Source organism: Pseudomonadota bacterium (genome assembly GCA_039028155.1).
Taxonomy (GTDB): domain Bacteria; phylum Pseudomonadota; class Alphaproteobacteria; order SP197; family SP197; genus JANQGO01.
Genome location: JBCCIS010000068.1, coordinates 1 through 21,311 on the forward strand (window position 1 = coordinate 1; position 21,311 = coordinate 21,311).

18 protein-coding genes are annotated in these 21,311 nt (G+C 63.5%); 14 read left to right on the forward strand and 4 right to left on the reverse strand.

Annotated features, from left to right (window positions below; translation table 11 throughout):
* The 3 genes from AAF563_22870 to ilvC all read right to left on the reverse strand — a co-directional run.
* A partial coding sequence (locus AAF563_22870; protein ID MEM7124139.1) for a hydantoinase B/oxoprolinase family protein occupies positions 1 to 699 on the reverse strand: 699 nt, incomplete at its 3' end.
* Entirely contained in the window at positions 699 to 2,744 is a 2,046-nt protein-coding gene (locus AAF563_22875) for a hydantoinase/oxoprolinase family protein (protein ID MEM7124140.1), read from the reverse strand. The genes AAF563_22875 and AAF563_22870, both read right to left, overlap by 1 nt.
* Positions 2,745 to 2,760: 16 nt before the next feature.
* Positions 2,761 to 3,822 (reverse strand): ketol-acid reductoisomerase, encoded by a 1,062-nt coding sequence (ilvC, locus tag AAF563_22880; GenBank protein ID MEM7124141.1) that lies wholly within the window; start codon positions 3,820 to 3,822, stop codon positions 2,761 to 2,763.
* 209 nt (positions 3,823 to 4,031) lie between these two features.
* On the opposite strand from ilvC, the gene AAF563_22885 reads away from it, so the two are divergent.
* From AAF563_22885 to AAF563_22900, 4 genes are read left to right on the forward strand one after another with little or no spacing between them, the layout of a single operon-like run.
* A complete protein-coding gene (locus AAF563_22885) occupies positions 4,032 to 4,841 on the forward strand; it encodes a phytanoyl-CoA dioxygenase family protein (GenBank protein MEM7124142.1) in 810 nt (269 codons plus the stop codon).
* A 12-nt stretch (positions 4,842 to 4,853) separates the two neighbouring features.
* Positions 4,854 to 6,023 carry an aminomethyltransferase family protein gene (locus tag AAF563_22890; protein ID MEM7124143.1) on the forward strand — a complete coding sequence of 390 codons (1,170 nt, stop codon included), beginning with the start codon at positions 4,854 to 4,856 and terminating at the stop codon, positions 6,021 to 6,023.
* A gap of 11 nt (positions 6,024 to 6,034) precedes the next feature.
* Positions 6,035 to 6,844, forward strand: a complete 810-nt coding sequence (locus AAF563_22895) for an SDR family oxidoreductase (GenBank protein ID MEM7124144.1) — start codon at positions 6,035 to 6,037, stop codon at positions 6,842 to 6,844.
* Between the two features lie 53 nt (positions 6,845 to 6,897).
* On the forward strand, positions 6,898 to 7,695 hold the full coding sequence (locus tag AAF563_22900; protein MEM7124145.1) for an Asp/Glu racemase: 798 nt from the start codon (positions 6,898 to 6,900) through the stop codon (positions 7,693 to 7,695).
* A gap of 20 nt (positions 7,696 to 7,715) precedes the next feature.
* Here the strand turns inward: AAF563_22900 and AAF563_22905 are convergent, their stop codons facing one another.
* Complete coding sequence (locus AAF563_22905) at positions 7,716 to 9,185, reverse strand: AMP nucleosidase (GenBank protein MEM7124146.1); 1,470 nt, start codon at positions 9,183 to 9,185, stop codon at positions 7,716 to 7,718.
* 338 nt (positions 9,186 to 9,523) lie between these two features.
* On the opposite strand from AAF563_22905, the gene AAF563_22910 reads away from it, so the two are divergent.
* The 10 genes from AAF563_22910 (at position 9,524) to AAF563_22955 (ending at position 21,174) form a co-directional block, all read left to right on the forward strand.
* Positions 9,524 to 10,582 carry an extracellular solute-binding protein gene (locus AAF563_22910; GenBank protein ID MEM7124147.1) on the forward strand — a complete coding sequence of 353 codons (1,059 nt, stop codon included), beginning with the start codon at positions 9,524 to 9,526 and terminating at the stop codon, positions 10,580 to 10,582.
* A 71-nt stretch (positions 10,583 to 10,653) separates the two neighbouring features.
* Positions 10,654 to 11,517, forward strand: a complete 864-nt coding sequence (locus AAF563_22915) for an ABC transporter permease (protein ID MEM7124148.1) — start codon at positions 10,654 to 10,656, stop codon at positions 11,515 to 11,517.
* Complete coding sequence (locus AAF563_22920; GenBank protein ID MEM7124149.1) at positions 11,514 to 12,305, forward strand: ABC transporter permease; 792 nt, start codon at positions 11,514 to 11,516, stop codon at positions 12,303 to 12,305. The genes AAF563_22915 and AAF563_22920 overlap by 4 nt, the downstream gene beginning before the upstream one ends.
* Positions 12,302 to 13,357 (forward strand): ABC transporter ATP-binding protein, encoded by a 1,056-nt coding sequence (locus AAF563_22925; protein MEM7124150.1) that lies wholly within the window; start codon positions 12,302 to 12,304, stop codon positions 13,355 to 13,357. Before AAF563_22920 ends, AAF563_22925 begins: the two co-directional genes overlap by 4 nt.
* Positions 13,354 to 13,959 (forward strand): isochorismatase family cysteine hydrolase, encoded by a 606-nt coding sequence (locus AAF563_22930; GenBank protein MEM7124151.1) that lies wholly within the window; start codon positions 13,354 to 13,356, stop codon positions 13,957 to 13,959. Before AAF563_22925 ends, AAF563_22930 begins: the two co-directional genes overlap by 4 nt.
* Positions 13,956 to 16,205 carry a trehalase family glycosidase gene (locus AAF563_22935; protein ID MEM7124152.1) on the forward strand — a complete coding sequence of 750 codons (2,250 nt, stop codon included), beginning with the start codon at positions 13,956 to 13,958 and terminating at the stop codon, positions 16,203 to 16,205. Before AAF563_22930 ends, AAF563_22935 begins: the two co-directional genes overlap by 4 nt.
* Positions 16,206 to 16,312: 107 nt before the next feature.
* Positions 16,313 to 17,116: an MBL fold metallo-hydrolase gene (locus AAF563_22940; protein MEM7124153.1), complete on the forward strand. Its 804-nt coding sequence runs from the start codon at positions 16,313 to 16,315 to the stop codon at positions 17,114 to 17,116.
* 225 nt (positions 17,117 to 17,341) lie between these two features.
* Positions 17,342 to 17,947 (forward strand): hypothetical protein, encoded by a 606-nt coding sequence (locus AAF563_22945; protein MEM7124154.1) that lies wholly within the window; start codon positions 17,342 to 17,344, stop codon positions 17,945 to 17,947.
* Positions 17,948 to 18,121: 174 nt separating this feature from the next.
* Positions 18,122 to 19,471, forward strand: a complete 1,350-nt coding sequence (locus AAF563_22950) for an MmgE/PrpD family protein (GenBank protein ID MEM7124155.1) — start codon at positions 18,122 to 18,124, stop codon at positions 19,469 to 19,471.
* 29 nt (positions 19,472 to 19,500) lie between these two features.
* A complete protein-coding gene (locus AAF563_22955) occupies positions 19,501 to 21,174 on the forward strand; it encodes a thiamine pyrophosphate-binding protein (GenBank protein MEM7124156.1) in 1,674 nt (557 codons plus the stop codon).
* Positions 21,175 to 21,311 lie beyond the last annotated feature (137 nt).

Genomic DNA, 21,311 nt, shown 5'->3' on the forward strand with positions numbered 1-21,311 from the left:
GGGCACATGCTCGATAACCCGCCGCGCCTGCGTCTCCGCATAGTCGAGCACCTGGTCGATGGTGCGGTCGATGGTGTCGTAGCCGTACTGGCGCGCGAGGTCACGAACACGGTTCTCCGCCGTCGCCAGGCCGGCCAGACATGCTTTCATGTCGCCCCAGTTCTGGTCGGGCGTGCGGCAGTTGGCGCGGATCATGTCGAGCAGCGGCTGGTTCAATTCACCGGCGCTATAGAGCTTCTGCGGCGTGATCCTGAGGCCTTCCTGATAGACCTCGTGGCTCGACGGCGCGATCGACCCGGGCACCCGGCCGCCGATATCGGAGACATGGATGAAGGTCCACGCCCAGCACAGGAGCTCGCCGTCGACGAAGATCGGCTTCCACAGATAGACGTCGGAAAGATGGGTTGCCATGCCCCGGGTCGTGACGGGGTCGTTGCCGATGAAGATGTCGCCGTCACGGATATCGTCGCCGCTTGCGGCAATGGCCGCCTCCATCGGCATGCCAATCATCATCAGGACGCCATAGCGGCGCGGCGCGGCGAACACTTCGCCCCCGCGCGAGACCAGGACGGAGCCATAGTCCTGGGTTTCCTTGACGAACACCGTGTGGGCTGTACGCGAGACGACCTGGGCCATCTCGTCGACCACGGCCTGGAAGCGGTTGCTCAGGATTTCGAGCCGGATCTTGTCGGTCGGCATCAGATCTTCTCGCCGATCAGGTTCGCCCACTGGTCCACGGTGACACGGAAACCGTCGGGAATATAGATTGTCGTGTCGTATTGCTCGACCACCATGGGGCCCAGGTAGTCGCGCCCTTCACGCAGACTGCCGCGTCGCCATATCGCCGCTTCGACCTCGCGGTCCCTCTCGAAAATCGTCCGGCGGTCATGGGCCTCGTCGCTCTCGTCCATTTGGCTGGCGACGAGCCGAACCTCGGGTTTCGGCGTCACACCGACGATCTGCAGGCGCGCCTCCAAAAGACGCGTCGGACTGTCGGTATCGCTGTAGCCATAGACTTTGGCGTAGCGGTCGTGGAACCACTCGACCACGTTGGCCGTCGTCAGATCGCCATTGGCGGTATCGGGGAAAGGCACGTTGACCTCATAGGACTGGCCGACAAAACACGCATCGACGGAGCGCAGCAGATAGACCTGATCGAGATCGACCTGCTGTTCATCGAGCCAGGTGCGCGCCCTTTCCTCCAGCGCCGCATAGATCGCCTGGATCTCCGCATCCGCCATGTCGTCGGCCTCGTCCCAGATGCTCTGCACGAAGTCGGCGCGCATATCGGCAACCAGGCAGCCTAGTGCGCACAAGATGCCTGGCGACGGCGGCACGATGACCCGGCGCAGATCAAGCTCGCGCGCCAGCATGAAGCTGTGGGTCGGTCCGGCCGCGCCATAGGCGATCAAAGAGAGATCGCCGGCATCGACACCGCGCCGCGCGATCTGCGGTACCAGCTCCGCATAGATGTTGGAGGTCGTGACCTGCAGGATAGCGTCGGCGGTTTCGCGCCGACCGAGACCCAGGACACCGCCGATTTCGTCAACCACCTTGTGGGCAGCGGCGACATCCAAGGCCATCTCACCGCCCAGGAACTTGTCGGGCGCGATGATGCCGGCGGTGAGGTATGCATCGGTCACCGCCGGCCGCGTGCCGCCGCGCCCGTAACAGGCGGGGCCGGGATCGGCGCCGGCGCTTTCCGGACCGACCTTCAACACGCCTTCGGCGTCGGTCCAGGCAATCGACCCGCCGCCGGCGCCGATGGCCGACACGTCGACCGCCGGCATGATGACGGGATAGTCGCCGATTGTGTTTTCAGTCGCATAGCGGATCTCGTTCTGCACGATCGAGACATCGACGCTGGTACCGCCCATGTCGATGGTGACGAGATTGGGCTCGCCCATCAGCCGGCCGATATAGGCCGCGCCGATGACCCCTGACGCCGGACCCGACAACAGCGTTTCCACCGGCCGGTCGGCCGCGCTCGCCACACTCATGACGCCGCCGTTCGACTTGGTCGAGAAGACCCGGCAGGTCATTCCCAGATCGGCGGTGCGTTCTTCCAACGTGTTGAAATAGGCCTTCATGCGCCCGCCGACATAGGCGTTGATGACGCTGATCAGCGTCCGCTCGTACTCGCGCTGCTGCGGCCAGATTTCCGAGGAGGTGCAAACGTAGAGGTCGGGGAAGCTCTCCGCGATCCAGGCCTTCGCCGCCTGTTCATGGGCCGGGTTCTGATGGGCGTGCAGGAAACAGACGGCCAGCGTCTCGATACCGTCAGCGACAAGAGCCTTGACCTCAGCCTCCACATCCTCGCGCCGGATCGCCCTCAGGACACGACCGTCGGCGCGCATCCGCTCGTCGACCGGTCTGACGCGGCGGCGCGGGACAAGCGACACCGGCTTCGGCACGAAGAAGTCGTTTGCCTTGGAAAGCCGCAGGCGGCGCAGCTCCAACGTATCGGTGAAACCCTTGGTCATCAGAACGCCGCCCCTGGCGCCGTTGCGCTCCAGCAGCGTGTTCACGGCCAAGGTCGTACCGTGGGAGAAGTAGGCGATATCGCCCGGCTCGATCGCGAACCGTTCGCGCAGTTCCTCGATACCGGCGGCGACCGCGTCTGACGGGTCGCCCTTCGTCGACGGCGTCTTCAGCGCATAGAGCGCGCCGGTCGCCTCGTCCATCGCATGCAGATCGGTGAACGTTCCGCCGATGTCGATGCCCAGGCGATAACGATGGGTCACAGCCCGAACCGTCTTATCAGGTCTCGTCGCCCGGCGGAGGCGCGTCCTTGGGGCGGCGGCCGAGAAGCTGATAGAGCGTGTGCTCCTTCTCGATGAGTTCGTGCGCGTTGTTGTCCTTCCAGACTTCTTCGATCGCCTTCTGGTTCTTTTCCTTTTCTGCCTTCAGCGCCCTGATGAAGCTGCCGTCCTTGATGTTGGCGAGCATCTCGCGCATGCCATCCATGGTCTTGTCGTGGTCGAAGTACTGCTTCGACCAGACGAGGTGACCGAACTGGGCGGTGACCGACGTACGTTTCATCCTCTCGAAGGCGCCGAGGTCGCGGCCGTACTCGGCGAACTTGACGCCTTCACCGGAGGCATAGAGGTCAAGCATGACCGCCTCGGGCGAGCAGCCGGCCTCGACCAGCGCCTCGTACATGCAGCGCAGCGCGTAGAGGCCGGGCTGGTGTTCCTCGAAGAGGTCAATCAGCACCTCTTCCTCGAAGCTGGACTCGAGCACGCCCATCTTGGTCGAGCCGATCGCCTTGGAGATCGCCAGGCACATCGCCATACCATTGCTGCTGGCGTCCTGGGCGACGGCGATCAGGCTGGGGAACCCCCTGCCCTCCAGGAACGTCGCGCGCACGCCTTCGCCCAGCATGCGCGGCGCCACCATCACCACGTCGATCTCGAGTGACGGCGTGATCTCGCCATAGTGGATGTTGAAGCCGTGGGCGAAACTCATGACATCGCCCGGCTTCAGGCTCTTCTTCACCCAGTTCTCATAGACCTCCGGCTGGCTGTCGTCCGACGTCAGCATCATCAGGACGTCACCGGCCGCCGCGGCATCTTCGATGGTCTGGAGATCCCAGCCGTCGGCCCGCGCCGTCTCTGCGTACTCGTCCTCAATATTGCCGACAACGACATTGACACCGCTGTCCTTCATATTGAGCGCCTGGGACCGGCCCTGATTGCCGTAGCCGATGATGGCGACGGTCTTGCCGTCGAGCAGAGTCAGATCGGCATCATCGTCGAAGTAGAACTTGCCCATGTGCATGACCTCTTGGTTGTCGACCGCCCGTCTCTGGGCGCGGTTCAGGCTTCTTCGTGTCGCACGATTATGCTAAGAAATCAGCAAGATACACAAGACTATACCAAGACTTTGGAGAGGCTTGGCAGATAGTTAATGAGGTCGCCAATCATGCGCAATTTTATGCTGATAAAGGAAAGCCGAACCACCTTGTGGCGGCATTATCTTGCTGACGTACATAGACCACACTTGGCGCGAATCGCAACGGTGACGAGACCATGAGCTACGTTCCGACGATGACATTCGATTCCTATAACGAGTTGGGCTGCGTCGGACCGATCCGCGCCATTCCGGAAGACGAAGCCGCGACCCTGCTGGCGCAGCTCGACGCAGTCAGCGACGCCGACGTCGAAGCGGTCAAACACCCCTGGTACTACAAGTCCTATCTGCTGTTCACCTGGATGGACCGGCTGGTCCGTGATCCCCGTATCCTCGACCATGTCGAGCGCATCGTCGGGCCGGACATCCTGGTCATGAGCGCCGACGTTTGGCGCAAGGTGCCCGGTGAAAGCCGGCACATCTCCTGGCACCAGGATGCCGGCTACTGGTATCTCGAGCCGCGCGACATTGTCACCGCCTGGTTCGCGCTCACCGATGCGACCCTCGAGAACGGCTGCATGCAGTTCGCGTTGGGCACCCATCGGCTCGATCTGGTCGATCACGAAAACACCTATGCCTCCGACAACATGCTGTCGCACGGCCAGACGGTGAAGATCGACCTGAAGGACTGGGTGACCGTGAATGACATTTTGAAACCCGGCGAGATGTCGCTGCATCACGCCCTGCTCGCCCACGGCTCCGGTCCCAACACGACGACGCGGCCGCGTGTCGGCATGTGCATCCGGTATCTGCCCGGCGCGATCCACTATACGGCGGGCCCACCGGTCTCCGCCATGCTGGTGCGCGGCAAGCACACGGGCAATCTGCGGCTTGAGGATCCACCGGAAAGCGATCTCTCCCCGGACGCGATCGCCCAGCACACGCGATTGCTGGAACCCCACGCGGCGACCCGCTACGTCAACTTTTAACGGATAGTCCCCATGCTGGAGCGCACCAACGTCAACCTGGTGATTGACGGACCGCCCTTCACGCCACGCGCCAACCGGCTGAAGGATGGGCTGAAACGCACGGCGTTCTGGCCGGTCATCAGTGAACTGACAACGGATTTCAAGGTCCACAACACCTATCTGAAACCCGATGTCTTCACCAACTCGCTCGAGGAGTATCGGTCGATGCGCCGCGTCGCCGGTCTGTGGGACGTCACCGGTGAGGAGGTCGTTGAGATCACGGGCCCCGATGCCAGACGCTTGATCGAACGCACCGTGCCGCGCAAGCTCGACCCACTCAAGCCGGGCAAGAGCCTCTTTGCCTTCTTGCTCTATCCGCATGGCGGCGTGGTCGAGGACGGCGTGCTCTCCATGTTCGACGAGAACCGATATTGGTGGGTCGGCGGTCCCGGTCCGGCCGAAGTCTGGCTCGCCGCAAACGCGACCGGGCTCGATGTGGCCGTCCGCTCCTATCTCGATCAAATTCATCTGTGCGCCATCCAGGGTCCGCAATCGCGCGACATCCTGAGACAGGTCAGCGATATCGACCTCGACGCCATGCCCTGGTTCACCATGCGCGAAGGGCGGGTGTGTGGCGTTGAGACGGTGGTAACGCGCACCGGCTTCACCGCCGAGCTCGGCTACGACATTCATGTCGATGTCGGTCAGGCGCTCGACGTCTACCAGGGCCTGCGCGCGATAGGCGAGCCCCTGGGCATGGTGCTGTGCGGCAGCCAGGCGATGAACATCCGACGCATGGAGGCGGCGATCCTCAACATCGGCGCCGAGATCGACTGGACCACCAGCCCGTTCGAGCTGGGCTGGGAGCGCATGCTCGACTGGTCGCGCGACTTCGTCGGGCGCGAGGCGTTGGAACCGTTGCGACAATCCGGCCCGAGCCGTCGTGTTGCCGGCCTGAAGCTGGATGGCGAAACGGTCGCCAAATCCGGCGATCGCGTGATGGCCGACGGCAGCGAGGCCGGCCTGATCAGCAGCGCGATCTGGGGGCCGAGCGTCGAGGCCAGCATCGCGCTTGCCATGCTGGTGTCGCCCGCGTGCGAGATCGGCAACCGGGTCACCGTGGAGACAGCCGACGGCGCATGCCAGGCGGATGTCGTCGCGTTGCCCTTTTTCGATCCCGAGCGCAAGCTGGCGCGCGCCTGAGAGGGGATGAGATGATGGCTCGATTTGACGGCAAGGTCGCTCTCGTAACGGGCGGCGGCAATGGGATTGGCAAGGCCTGCGTCGAACGCCTGGCCCGCGAGGGCGCCAAGGTCTTCGCCGCCGACTTCAAGCCGGACGACGTGAAAGCGGTGGCCGGGACGTTGTCCGAGGCCGGCCACGAAGTTACCGCCGTTGTCGCCGATGTCATGGTCGAACACGACCTCGAACGGCTGTTCCGACAGATCGATGACGACGCCGGCCGCCTCGACGTGTCACTCCACATCGCCGGCAACAGCATGTTCGGCCTGATCGAGAACCTGGAGAGCGCGGACTGGGAACGGCTGTGGCGTCTCAATGTCTTGTCGACGGTCATCTGTTGCCGTGAAGCGGTCAACCGGATGAAGACCACCGGCGGTGGCGCCATCGTCAACATGGCATCGATCTCCGGCCTGCGCGGTGATCCCGGTTGGGCGACCTACAACGCGGCGAAGGCCTCGATCATCAACCTCACAGAATGTCTTGCCTGGGAGGTCGGCCGCTACGGCATCCGTGCCAACGCGATCTGCCCCGGCCCGATCGGTACAGAACGCATGCTCGGCTCGCTCGAAAGCGATCCAGGCATGCGCGAGACCTACAACAAATCGAATCCGCTCGGACGCGTCGGCACGCCGGAGGAATGCGCCGCCGGCATTCTTTTCCTGGCATCAGACGACGCAAGCTTCGTCAACGGCACGACCCTAGTCGCCGATGGCGGTCTGACCTCGGCCACCGGCCAGCCGCGCTTCGACATGGACAGCTACAGTTTCGACGGCGGCAACTGATCGGTGCTATGCTGCCCCGACGCGGTGTACGGACACCCGCCGGGAGACAATCTATGGCCAAAGCCCTTCATGACGTGACACCCGCTTCCCCGCACGAAGCGTGGCGGACCTTGCCTTGCGACCATATGGAACGCAGCGCTGCGCGGGCGACAATCGGACTTATCACACTGGTGACCGACCCGGTGATCGAAGGCGAAATGCGCACCTACCTGCCGTTGCCTGGTGTCGGCATTTACAGCACCCGCATTCCGTTCGCCCCGCGCGTCGACCTCGCGACCCTGGGCGCCATGGCCGACCACCTTGCCGCGACGACGGAACTTATCATGCCCGGCGAGGATCTGGACGTCATAGCCTATGGCTGCACGTCTGGTGCCATGACCATTGGCCCGGACCGTGTTGCAGAACTGATCCATCAGGCCCAGCCAAAGGCAGCCGTGACCAACCCGATCACCGCAAGCCTGACCGGCCTGAAGGCACTTGGCGCCAAACGCCTCGCCGTCATCACCCCCTATATTGACGAGGTGAACGAGCGCCTGGCGGCCTTCATCGAGGGCCAGGGCTTCGAGATCGTTGCCTGCGCGGCGTTCAAGCAGGAGACCGACCACGATATCTGCCGCGTGACACCGGACTCGATCCGCGCGGCGGCACTGGATATAGGCAGTGCTGGCGACGCGGATGCGCTCTTCATCTCATGCACCGGCATGCGTGCCGCCGGCATTATCGACCAGCTCGAACGCGACCTCGGTAAGCCGGTCGTCGCCAGCAACCAGGCGATCTCCTGGCACGCGCTGCGTCTTGCCGGTCTCAACGACCAAGTCGAAGGCTTCGGTTCGCTGTTGCGAGATTATTAGGTCCGGCGCCAGCGAGACCTCTAACGAAATGCCGGTTCGTCGAAGCTGCGCAGCTTGCGCGAATGCAATGACTCGACGCCGGCTTCGCGCAGGCTGGTCAGGGTCGCGATACCGATCTGCAGGTGCTGGCTGATCCGCTCGCGATAGAACGCATCGGCCATACCGGGCAGTTTGATTTCGCCGTGAAGCGGCTTGTCAGAGACACACAGCAAGGTGCCGTAGGGCACGCGCAATCGGAAACCATTGGCGGCGATGGTCGCCGATTCCATGTCGATGGCGATAGCGCGCGACTGGTTGAAGCGTGTCGCGAGCTCGTGATGGCGCAGCTCCCAATCGCGATCGTCGGTCGTGACCACCGTGCCGGTGCGCAGCCGTGTCTTGAGTTCGTGGCGTTCGAGCCCGGTGACACTCGACACCGCGGCGGTTAGCGCGATCTGGATTTCGGCGATCGGCGGCACCGGCACCCAGCCGGGCAGATCCTCGTCCAGCACGTTATCGCTGCGCACATAGGCATGGGCCAGGACATAGTCTCCCAGACGCTGGGTCAGCCGCAGGCCGCCGCAATGGCCGACCATCAGCCAGCAATGGGGTCTTAGAACGGCGACGTGATCGGTGATGGTCTTGGCATTCGACGGTCCCACGCCGATGTTGACCAGCGTGATGCCGTCGCCGTCTTCGCGGACCAGATGGTAGGCCGGCATCTGTGGCAGATGTGGCGGCGCCTCGCCCGATGGTGAGTCGGCGCTGAGCTTCGGATTCGGATGGATCACGTTGCCCGGCTCGACAAACGCCGTGTAGTCGCCGCCTTCACTGACCTGTTGGCGGCCATAGGCGATGAACCGGTCGACGTAGCGCTGATAGTTCGTGAACATCACGAAACTTTGGAAGTGCTCCGGCGACGTCGCGGTATAGTGGCGCAGGCGAAGCAAGGAGAAATCCACCCGCGACGCCGTGAACAGCGAAAGCGGCTCGGGATGACCCGGCGGTGCCGTGTGTGTGCCATTGGCGACCGTGTCGTCGATGCGCGACAAGTCCGGCATATGAAAGCGGCTGTTCAGGTCACGCACCCGCTCCGCCGTCAGGTCGGCGGTCGCCTCCTCTATGACGAAGGGCAGCGGTATCGGCTGCATGCTGCGTCCGATCCAGATCGGCCGCTCGTAGTTGGTGATGAGCAGCTCGAACTGCTCGCGGTAGTAGCCATTGAAGAGATCGGGCCGCGTCAGCGTCGTCCCGAACGCACCGGCGCCACGCAGAATACCGAAGGAACGCTCACTGCCACGATGGATATCCGCCTGATCAATGACGATCCCGGCATAGGGGTAACAGGGCGCCTCACCCGGTTCCTCGGCGTCCCCGGCAAGATAGCCGGCGAAGCGACGGCGGACGTCGTCGACACCCGCGTCATAAATCTCCCGAACGCGGTTCAACGCCTGGTCCGCGTCGGTGAACGGCATCAGGTAGCGGGCGACCTGATCGAAGGTGTTGCTCATACCCGGAACCTTACAGCAAACCCGATACGCTGGGCGCCACATCCAACAAGGCCGGACCCGGACGGTTGCTGATCTTGAGGTGGTTTTCCTGAGGTCATCGACCGTGAGCATTCCGGCGCGAGGCGCGGCGGTCAAGGCCTTCACGATGAGCATTGCGTGCTGCCTTGCCACGGCCTCGCGTTGACTCGCTGAAACCACCATGTAACCGTCCCATCAGGCACCGAAAACGCGATGCGGCCTGGTTGAGCAACCGGCTGGGCAGGACACTCGTGGCCTCGGTGCGCCAGCCAATGTCTTGGCCGGCGGCAGCGCCGGCTTCACCAAGGGAGGAGTGTCGCATGGCACGTTTGAAAAACCTGCTTGTCGCCGCCGCGTTTGCCGGGGCAAGCCTGGCCGGTGCCAACGCCATGGCCGATGAGGTCCGGGTCCTGAACTGGCAGGGTTATGGTACCGACGAAGCCTGGGCGGTCGAGATGTTCGAGGAGCAGACAGGTCTTACCGTCGTCCACGACAACTTCAACTCCGAACAGGAGATGCTGACCAAGCTCAGGACCAGTCCCGGCGCCTATGACGTCGTCTTGATCAACAGCGCGTTCACCCAGCAGGCGGCCGAGGAAGGTCTGATCCAGCCGATGGATTCCTCAAAGATCAGCAACTTCGCCGATTTGTCGCCGGGCCTGCGTGACGCGACGGAGTTCACCTATGACGGCGAGCTCTATGGCATCGCCTGGACTTGGGGCGTCACATCGATCGCCTATGACACCGACGAAGTCGACCCCGGTAACTCGATCGACATCCTGTGGGATCCCGCCTATGCAGGCCGTGTCGGCATCCGCGATGACGCGGTGGAGAACGTCTACCTGGCGGCGCTCGCGACCGGTCAGAACATGAACGATCCCCAGGATATGGAGTCCATTCGCCAGAAGCTTCGTGAGCTTAAGCCCCAGATTCGCACCTTCTGGTCGTCGGAGGACGAGTGGAACAAGGAGTTCAGCGCTGACTCCTTCGACGTTGCGATCTACTGGTCGGGTTCGGCCTCGCGCAGCGCCAAGGCGTTCGGCCTGCCGATTGGCTTCCTGATCCCCGAAGAAGGCGCCATCAGCTGGCTCGACGGCTTGTCGATCGCGACCGACGCGCCCAATCCGGACGGCGCCTACCAGTTTATCGATTTCATGGTGAGCCCGGAACACTACGTGCGCTGGGACACCGAAGTCGGCGCGCCCGCCTCCGCCAACGGCGTTGCCATGAACCAGCTGCCCGAAGACGCCTTTAACCGGCAGGTTTTGGGCGATCCCGAAGCAACCAAGAACCTTCAGTTCATGGCGCCGCTAAGCGACGGCAAGCGCGAAGAGTTCCTGGAACTCTGGCAGGAGACCAAGGCGTACTACGCCGAGTAAAGGCGGTGATGAGGGAGAGGGCAGCGCCCTCTCCCCTTCTTTTCCTGATGCGCTGAGGGGGCGGCGGGAACGTGAGAGTTGATACGCGTCGACGCTGGGCCGTTTTCGGACTGACCGCGCCCGCCTATCTGTGGTTGACGCTGACCATCTTCTTGCCGCTCTCGGCCATGCTCTATTTCAGCTTCCTGACGGATGCCCCGTTCGGCAACCGGCAGCCTGAGCTGACGTTTGAGAACTACGGCGCGTTCTTCGAAAAGGCCTATCTGCACGACCTGACATGGCGTTCGTTGATGATGGGCGTACACGTCACGCTGATCTGTATTCTGATCGGCTTTCCGACCGCTTATGTACTGGCCAAGCGCGTCCCCGGTCGGTGGCGCGAGGCGCTCTTTCTCCTGGTCGTGTTGCCGTTCTGGAGCAACGCCCTGGTGCGCGTCTTCTCCTGGACCATCGTCCTGCGGCCGGAGGGCATCCTCGACAGCGCCATCCATTTCGTCGCGCCAGGCCTGCCGGTGCTGGATCTGGCCGATTCCTATAACGCCATCATCATCGGCCTGGTCCATTCCTACCTGCCATACATGATCCTGACCTGTTATCTGTCGCTGCAAGCGATCGACGATAGCTTGATCGAGGCCGCGCGCAGCCTGGGCGCCTCGGCCTTCACCATCCTGCGGCGCATCATTCTACCGCTTGCCGTGCCGGGGCTGGCGGCCGGCGCCATCCTGATCTTCGTGCCGGTGATCGGCTCGTTCTTCGAACCGCGCATTCTGGGCGGCCGCCAGGGCACCATGCTGGGCACGGTGATCGAGGATCAGTTCACGGTGGTCTTTAACTGGCCGCTCGGCGCGGCACTCTCCTTCGTGCTGCTCGCGATCGTGCTGATCATCCTCGGTGTCTCCTATCCGCTGCTGCGCAACAATCTGAGGGCGGCATGAGGCTCAAGGCGCGAACATGGGACTGGGTCGGCCGGTCGTTTCTGGTGCTGGTGCTGATCTTCCTCTACCTGCCGATCTTCGTGCTGGCGTTGATGAGCTTTAACGAGTCCGTGCTCTACGAACTGCCGATACGCGGCACCTTCAAGTGGTATGTGGAGCTGTCGGGCAATGACCGACTGATCACCGCCGGCCTGAACAGCCTATGGGTCGCGCTTGCCAACACCGTGATCGCGACGACGCTGGGCACGATGGCCGCCTTCGCTTTCGCACGCTACCGCTTCCGGGGCCGCACTATCCTGCAGCTCTTGCTGTTCCCGCCCATCACGATTCCCTGGCTCATCATCGGCACATCGATGCTGATCATGTTCTTCTGGACCGGCATCGGGCGCGGCCTGCACGCCATGCTGCTGGGCCATGTCGCGCTCTCTCTGCCCTATGTCATCGTTGTGGTCGGCGCCCGCCTCGCCAGCTTCGGCCCTGAACTGGAGGAGGCCGCGGCCAGCCTGGGCGCGACACCGCTGCAACGGTTCCTGCGCGTCAGCGTGCCGCTGATGGCGCCCGGCATCGTCGCGGCATCGCTGTTCGCGTTCGCCGTGTCATTCGATCAGTTCGTCATCTCATACTTCCTGGCGCCGCCCGGCGTCTCGACCCTGCCGGTCGAGATCTATTCGGCGATTCGCAAGGGTTTCACACCGGAGGTCAATGCCATATCGACCATCGTTATCTTCATCTCGATGGGCCTGCTTCTCCTGTTCGCGCGTTTCTCGCGCTTCGGCGGTGAGCGATGAGCGCGGTCGACGCCAAAGGAGTCAACAAGTTCTACGGCGATGTCGCGGCACTCGACGACGTCTCGCTGAACTTCCCCGACGGCTCGTTCTATGCCCTGCTGGGACCAAGCGGCAGCGGCAAGACGACGTTGTTGCGCGCGATCGCCGGCTTCGTCGAACCGGATAGCGGCGAGATCACCATCGACGGCGTTTCGGTCGAGCATATCCCGGCGCACCGACGCAACATCGGCATGGTGTTCCAGAACTACGCGCTCTTCCCGCACATGACCGTGTACGACAACGTCGCGTTTGGCCTGTCCGTGCGCAGCGTCTCGAAAAGCGAGATCGCCGATCGTGTGCGCCAGATGCTGGAGCTGGTGCAGCTTGCCGGCATGGAAGAGCGCAAACCGCGCCAGCTCTCCGGCGGCCAGCAGCAGCGCATCGCGCTGGCGCGCGCGTTGGTCACCGATCCCAAGGTCCTGTTGCTCGATGAACCTCTCGGCGCGCTCGACAAACGCCTGCGCCAGGACATGCAGATCGAGTTGCGACAGATCCAGCGCAAGGTCGGCATCACGACCATCTTTGTGACGCATGATCAGGAGGAAGCCCTGACGCTGGCCGACCGGATCGCGATTATCAATGAAGGCAAGCTGGTCCAGGTCGGCGAGCCCGACGATATCTATGAGCACCCGCGAACCCGCTTCGCCGCAAGTTTTCTGGGCGATGCGAACTTCATCGAAGGCAAAAGCGTCGGCCAAGGTGAAGTCGGCCAAACGCCGTTCGGCACCATCCGCACAAGCGGCGCCCTGCCCGTGGCGGGAGCCGCGGTGACACTCGCCGTCAGGCCCGAGAAGTTCCATGTCAGCGCCGGCGACCCGGCGCCCGGCACCATGAACGCGCTGACTGGCACCGTGCGCCAGGCCGTCTATTCCGGCAGCAGCGTGACCTACCTTGTCGAGGCCGGCAGCCAGGAGTTCCGCGTCTTCCAACAAAACCGCGAAACCAGTCTCTATCAGCCCGGCGAATCAGTCAGCCTGACCTGGTCGCCCGAACACACCGTGGTCGTTGAATGAAACAACAAGTCAAACCGATCGGGCCGGATGCCGTTCACGTTTGTGTCGACGTCCAGCGCTTGTTCGCCGAGGAGACCGACTGGCATACGCCGGCCATCCCCGAGATCCTGCCGCAGATCGTGCGGTTGACCGAGCATGCGCCGTCACGCTCCATCTTCACGCGCTTCACAACACCGGAGCACGCCGATGACGCGGAAGGCCACTGGCGCGTCTATTACGAAAGATGGACCAGCGTGACCACGGCGGTGATGGACGCCACCATGATCGACGTGGTCGACGCTCTCACCCGTTACGTGCCGCCGGCACTGGTCGCCGACAAACCGACCTATTCGATCTTCAAGACTGAGGCGTTCCGCACGATGCTGGATGACATGGGCTGCCGGACCGTCATTTGTACGGGCGTCGAGACCGACGTCTGCGTGCTCGGCACGGTGATGGACGCGATGGACTTCGGCTACCGCGTCATCATCCCATCCGATGCAGTCAGTAGCTCCAACCCCGCCTCCCACGCGGCGACCATGGAACATGTCTACCGCCGTTTCGAGGACCAGATTGAGATCGGCACGACCGACGAGGTCCTCGGCCACTGGACGGTGTCATGAGCGAACGGTCCGTTCCCGACCATCGCGCCTGGAACACGTGGGATGCCGTCTATCCGGCCGAGCTCGTGCATCTGCCAAGCGGCGTGCATGTCGGGCTCGCCGCCTACTCCGATGCCGCCGGCACGTTCACGCGGCTGCCGCCCGGTCACCGCAACGGCGTGACGCTGGGACCGCGCACGGTCGATGCCACCGACATCACGCTGGATATCGAGCACGCGGGCACCAAACTCGCTGTGCGCCTATCGAAGGACGACGATGACGTTCTGAAGATCGGCTGGAAGACGCTGGCGTTCGGCGAATGGGGCCTCCGATTCTGGCTGCTGGTCTGCCTGTGGCGCGACGAGCATGCGCATGACGGCGAACACATCTGGTCCTACGACCCCGACTCGACCGAGATGGCGCTGTGGACCGGCCATGGCGACATCGTCGTGCGCGGTCCACGCTTTCCTCTCATGGCGACCTTCCACGGCAGTTTCGACGACCTGAAGCAGGAGTACGAAGAAAACGGTTACTTCTACCTGGCCTCACGCGGCACCAGCGGTCCGCTCGGTGTGCTGCGCTACAATCTCGAGGAAATGGCGGAGTTCGAGGTCGCGCTGACCCATGCGCCGACCCGCAAAGAAGCCTCGGCCAAACTCATCGACGCACTGAAGGTGCCACAGCCAGAACCCATGCCCGCGCACCACACCGGCCAGTTCGCCGGTGCGCTGGATGCGGTGCGCGACTGCGTTGCATGGAACACGGTCTTCGATATCCATAACAAACGCCCGTACACCTCGCTCAGTCGCAACTGGGTCGCCCAGAAGTTCGGCGGCTGGGGCGTCTGGCTCAACGACGTCGTCTATCACGGCATGATGGGCGGCCTGTTCGACGCCAATCTCGGCCACGAGAACCAGAAGGCCGTGTTCGACGGCGTCGCGGAGGCCGGCAACCTGCCCTGTCTCCTGACCGGCAACGACAGTTGGGTCGACCGTTCCCAGCCGCCCGTCGTCGGCTTCACCACATGGTGCCACTACCTCAGAACCGGCGACCGCCGTTTCCTTGAAGACGCCTGGCCGGTCCTGAAGAGCAATCACGACTGGTGGTGGCGCGAGCGTGACGGCAACAAGAACGGCCTTCTGGAGTTCGGCACCTCGCCCGTCGGCACCGGCCTCTATCGCGGCACCAAACTCGCGGCCAAGGACGAGTCCATGATGGACAACTCGCCGATCCACGACGAAGCGACCTTGATGGAAGACGTCCATACGCTCGATTGCGAGGACGTCGCGCTCAACAGCTTCGTTGCGCTGGACGGCGAGACCCTCGCCCACATCGCCCGCGCGCTCGGCCACCTGGACGACGCCGACCGCCTGGACCGCTTGACGACCGGCCTCAAGGAACGCATCCGCGATCAGCTGTGGGACGACGACCGCCAGGTCTTCGCCAACCGCCTGTGGTCCGGCAAGTTCACCGATTCGATCGCGCCGACCAGCTTCTTCCCGCTGGTCTGCGGCGCGGCGACCGCCGAACAGGCCCGGAAGATGGTCGACGACTGGCTCATGAACCGCGACGCCTTCCATGGCGATCACATGCTGCCGGCCGTGACCCGCGACGACCCGGCATTCCACGACAACGTCTACTGGCGCGGGCGCACCTGGCCGCCGCTCAATTTCCTGACCTATTACGGCCTGCGCCGCTACGGACTCGACGATGCCGCGCGCGAGGTCGCCGACTCCAGTTACCGCATCTTCATGGCCAACTGGGAACGCGCCCGCATCTGCGGCGAGAACTTCAACGGCACCTCGGGCCAGGCCGACGACCAGCCGGACACCGACCTCTTCTACACCTGGGGCGCGCTCATGGCCTACGTCGCCACCGCCGAGCTCTCCGACGTCAACCCATGGCAGGGTTGGACCGTGACGCGGCGCGACGGCGAATCCTACCGAATGGGACCGATGCTGACGCCGGCCGGCGAGGCAACGGTGGAAGTCACTGGGGATGCGTTGACGGTGAAGGCTGAGAATGGCGTGACATTCACCACGAACGTCGCGGGCCGACTGCACCATCTGCACCTGACGGCAACTGAATGCTCGGTTTTCGTTCCTGCTGGTGACAACGGCCGCTGGGTCGAGCTTGCGGTCGACGGCGGAGCAAGGCCTGCACGCGCCAAACTCGGTGACACCACCCTGGACTTCGATCTGGCGAACGGTCGTGCGGTGTTGCCGGCGACGGAATGTCCGATGCGCCTTAACATTGCCATCGATTGAGGCCGATTGCCCTGCTTCAATTGACTTCCGTTGACACAGTTGTCACGGTCGCGTCCCAAGAGGAGATTGCTCAAAACGTGTGCTGGACCTTACAGACGGAGGTCATCATGGAGCCAATCCCGGCAAAAGGTGACCTGCCGGTCGCCGACGACACATGGTTCGCCATCGAGGATAGCGACGAGAACGGCGTGCGGCGCATTCGCGAAGTCCATGTCCACGGCTACGGTGGCGGCAACATTTGGTTGGTCGAGGGCTCGGAACGCTGCCTGCTTGTAGAGACAGGGCTGGGCGTCCGGTCGCTGCGGCTGTTTGTCGACAGCGTCACCGACAAGCCGGTTTTGGCCTTCGCCTCGCTCGGTTACTACGACCATGCGGGCGGCCTTCACCAGTTCGACGAACGGCTGATCCACCGTGCGGACGCTTCCAGGGTTACCGATCCGACGCGCCACAACACCGCGGCGGAGCGTTATCTGGGCGGCGCGTTTCGCGCCCTGCCCCACAACGGCTTCGACCCCGCCACTTATGTCATGCCCGCATCAACACCGACCCGGCTTCTGGAGGAAGGCGACCGGATCGACCTGGGCGACCGACAGTTCGACGTGCTGCATCTGCCGGGTGTCACGGCTGGCGCGAGCGGGTTGTTTGAAGAGGCGACCGGTGTCTTCTTTTCCGGCGAAGCATTCATCTGGAACGACGGTTACGTCTATGACGGGGAACCGGCCGATGTCAGCGACGACGCCGACCGCTCGGCCTTCCGCGACTCGCTGGCGCGCATGGCGGCCCTGCCGGCAACGGCAGTCTATCCCGGCCACTATGACCGCAGCGATGTCGCTTCGATGCGCGCGGCCATCGCCGATTATCTAGCCGGAGAGAACCTCGACGATGTGCCGGATGGCTACGCCTATTCCTGACGGATCTGGGCTAGACCAACATCTCTCCAAAGTCGCAACGGTATCGTGGGTGAATCCGGCTGCAGTGCATCGCCGCCTGACCTGACTGAGAAATTCGTATACGCACGTGACAGCAATCACAAGATGAAATTCCGACATCATGAAAGCATCTAGAGTTACATGCCCATTCTACTGAACAGGTAGGCCTACTGACCGAGGTCACGTGGCCACTGTTGGAGACATGACATGAGACTCGCGCACACCGGTGCGGCCTTGCTTGCCTTCACAATCCTCGTGCATGACGCCAGCGCAGACGAGTGGGGAACTGCCTACGACGTGCTGCTCGACCGGCCCGATGTCGAGGTTGAGTACCTGACGTCGGATGAAGGCGCGGAGACCAGACGTTTCAGGCTGCCTGGCCCGGTCATTGTCGACGAAATTCGCGACGGCGATAACTATCGAGTGTGGTCCAGGGATGCGAGCGGTCTTGGCGCTGTACAATGTGCGTGGCTGATCTATGCGACAACTGTCTTCTATGCAGAGCGATGTGATGCGGCTGGGTACCAAGACCAACTAACGTTACTCAGGACAGGGGTCGACCGTATCGAGGCGTTCATGCAGGAGAATTGGCTTGTACCGATGTCAGATGACGACCTGGTTGCGTTCAAGGCAAATTGGCAGGCACAGGAGGAAGTCTGGTTTGCCCAATCCGGCACCGAACAAGCATGCGAGAATCCTCATTTCCTGCACATGATCAATCGCGTCGCCGCAATGGGTGAAGAAGGGCACACCGAGGCAATCGACGAGCTACTTTCGGTGCCGCGTCTTCCCGTGGCCAACCCGTGCTTGTGATGCGCGCGTTCTAGAGCAGCAGAGCCGTCTCATTCCAGAAGACTGATGCGGCCATCGCCTTCAACACTGTCTCGCCCATTGACGCAGCCATAGGACGGGGTACGGTTCCGGCGAGCAAGACACCACGGCACTGTGATGTCACACTGAGAGCGCCTGAAGGAGGCCCTGGCGACCATGGCGACCCAACTCGAAACGGCAGCGTCCTTTGACGTTCCGGCCTTCGCCCACGAGCTTGCCTTTGACGATTTGCCCGAAAACGTGGTGCACGCCGCGCGGCGTCATCTGCTGGACCTGATCGGCGTTTCGGCGAGCGGGCGCGCGACGCCATTGTCGCGGATTATCCACGACCACGCCGTTCGGATGTTCGGTGGATCGTCGGCCCGGCTGCTGTTCGATGGCCGGCGGGCGAGCCCGGCCGGCGCGGCATTGGCCGGCGGCATGACGATCGATGCGATCGACGCCCATGACGGCATGCGCGACACCAAGGGACATATCGGCGTCGCGGTGTTACCGGCGCTTCTGGCCTATCACGACGACGGTTTCGCCATGGACGACCGCGAGTTCCTGACCTGCTTCGTGCTGGGTTATGAGATCGGCACGCGGGCCGGTATCGCGCTTCATGCCAGCGTGCCCGACTACCATACCTCCGGCGCCTGGACCTGCGTCGCCATCGCCGCGCTCGGCGCGCGCCTTATGGGTCTCGACCGCGAGAAGACGCGCCACGCGCTGGGCATCGCCGAATACCACGGGCCGCGCAGCCAGATGATGCGCTGCATCGATCACCCGACCATGCTGAAGGATGGCTCCGGCTGGGGCGCCATGGCCGGCGTTTCGTCCGCCTATCTGGCGGCTGACGGTTTCACCGGCGCGCCAGCCATCACCACCGAGGCAGACGATCTCGCCCACCTATGGTCCGATCTGGGCGCGACCTGGTACATGACCGATCAGTACGTCAAACCTTACCCAGTCTGCCGCTGGGCGCAGCCGGCGGTCGAAGCGACGCTGCAGCTGCAGCGCGACCACAGTATCGATGCCGAGACGATCGACGTGATCGAGGTCGCGACGTTCCACGAGGCGACACGGCTCGCCATGCGCCACCCCGCCGATACGGAGCAGGCGCAATACAGCCTGCCCTTCCCGGTCGCGTCAGCCTTGGTCAAGGGCACGCTGGGCACCGCCGAGATCACCGGCGATGGGCTGACCGACCCCGTGGTTGCCAGAATCAGCGATGCGGTCAGGCTGAGTGAGGACGATGCCTGCAACGCCCGCTTCCCAGCCGAACGGCTGGCCCGCGCCAAGGTGACACTGCGCGATGGCCAGAGCTTCGCCACCGACCTTGTCGCCGCCAACGGCGATCCCGACGATCCATTCGACGATGCCTTTATGAAGCAGAAGTTTCACGCGCTCGCCGCGCCGATCACCGGCGCGGAGCGTGCCGAAGCTATTGATCGGGCCGTCAATGCCCTAGGCACGTCGAATGGCGACACGGATACCCTTGCCGACCTCGTCCTTTCCCCAGTTTGAGTTTGCCCGTGCCCGATCTTGATAACCGGATGACCGGCGCCGACGCTGTCGTGCGCCTTATGCAACACCATGGCGTCCAGCACGTCTTCGGCCTGTGTGGCGATACCAGCCTGCCACTCTACGATTCGCTGGCGCGTCTTGACCATGGCATCACGCACATCCTGACCCGCGACGAACGCCATGCCGCCTATATGGCGGATGCCTACGCGCGCCTGACCAACCGGGTCGGCATCTGCGAGGGACCGTCCGGCGGCGGCGCGACCTATATCCTGCCAGGCGTCGCGGAAGCCAATGACTCGTCCGTGCCGTTGATCGCCATGACGACGGATATCGCGGTCAGCGGACGCGGTAAGTTCACTCTGACAGAGCTTGATCAAAAGGCGCTGTTCGCTCCGATTACCAAATACAACGATGTCATCGACCGCGCCGCCGAGATACCCGCGACCCTGTGCCGTGCGTTTAAGGAAGCGACGTCCGGCAAGCCCGGTGCGGTGCACCTGGGCCTGCCCTTCGACGTTCAGCGCGACCCCGTTGATGATGGCGACGTCGCCGGCGATCCGACCTTCGGCCGTGTGCCGGCCGAACGGCCGATGGGTGATCTGCGCGCCATCGCGCGGACCGCCAGCCTGCTCGCCGACGCCCGGATGCCGATCTTCATCTGCGGCGGCGGTGTCGTCACATCCGGCGCTGAAGACGTCTTGCAGTCGCTTGCCGAACGCCTCGATGCGCCGGTTGCCACCACCATCACCGGCCAGGGCGCCATCGCGGAGACCCATCCGCTGGCATTGGGCGTCGTCGGGTCGAACGGTGGCACGCCGGAGACCCGTGCGGTCGTCGAGCAGGCAGACCTCGTCGTCTTCGTTACCTGCCGCGCCGGTTCGGTGACGACGGAACGGTGGCAATACCCGGCGGCGGGCGAGGCCAAGATCGTCCAGATCGATATCGACCCCGCCGTGATCGGCGCGACCTATGAGCCGGATGCCGCGATCGTCGGCGATGTCAGGCTGATCCTTGAGGCGCTTCTGGTCGAGCTCGCTGGGCCAACCGCTGAGACCGGCGCACAGGCGATCGTGGCGGAGGCCAGGCGGGCGAAGTTCGCGGCCTTCGACATGCTGGCCCAGGCCGACGCGACACCGATCCGGCCTGAACGTCTGGTCGCCGATCTGCGCGCCGTCATGCCCGATGACGGTGTCGTCGTGGTCGACCCGGGCACACCGTGCCCCTACTTTTCCGCCTACTACACCCTGCCGCGCGCGGGACGGCACCTGATCTCGAACCGCGCTCACGGCGCCCTCGGCTACGCTCTGCCGGCGATCATCGGCGCGCAGACGGCGCGGCCCGACGTGCCGTGCGTCGCGGTCATGGGTGACGGCAGCTTCGGCATGGCGGCGGGCGAGATGGAGACCATGGTGCGGCTCAACCTGCCCGTCACACTGGTCGTGGTCGCCAACGCGCACTATGGATGGATCCGCGCCGGCCAGCGCCATCGCTATGACGCCCGCTTCTTCGCCACCAGCTTCAGCCGCACCGACCACGCGAGGGTCGCCGAAGGCTTCGGGTTGAAGGCCTGGTCGGTTGAGAATCCACCTGCCCTGCGCGGCGCGCTCGCCGAGGCCATCGCCCATGACGGACCGTCACTGGTCGACGTCACCTGCCAGCCGCTCGACGAGGCCAACGCGCCGGTCAGCGAATGGGTCGCCTAACGCAGATAAAGAGCGTGCCCTAGAGCGGATAGTTGTTATGTGGAATCTTGACGAGGTGGCACACCAACAACAGAAGCAAAAAATAAAACATTTGTGGGGGGTAGCCACACAAGGGGGGAAAGGGGCACAGATAGAAC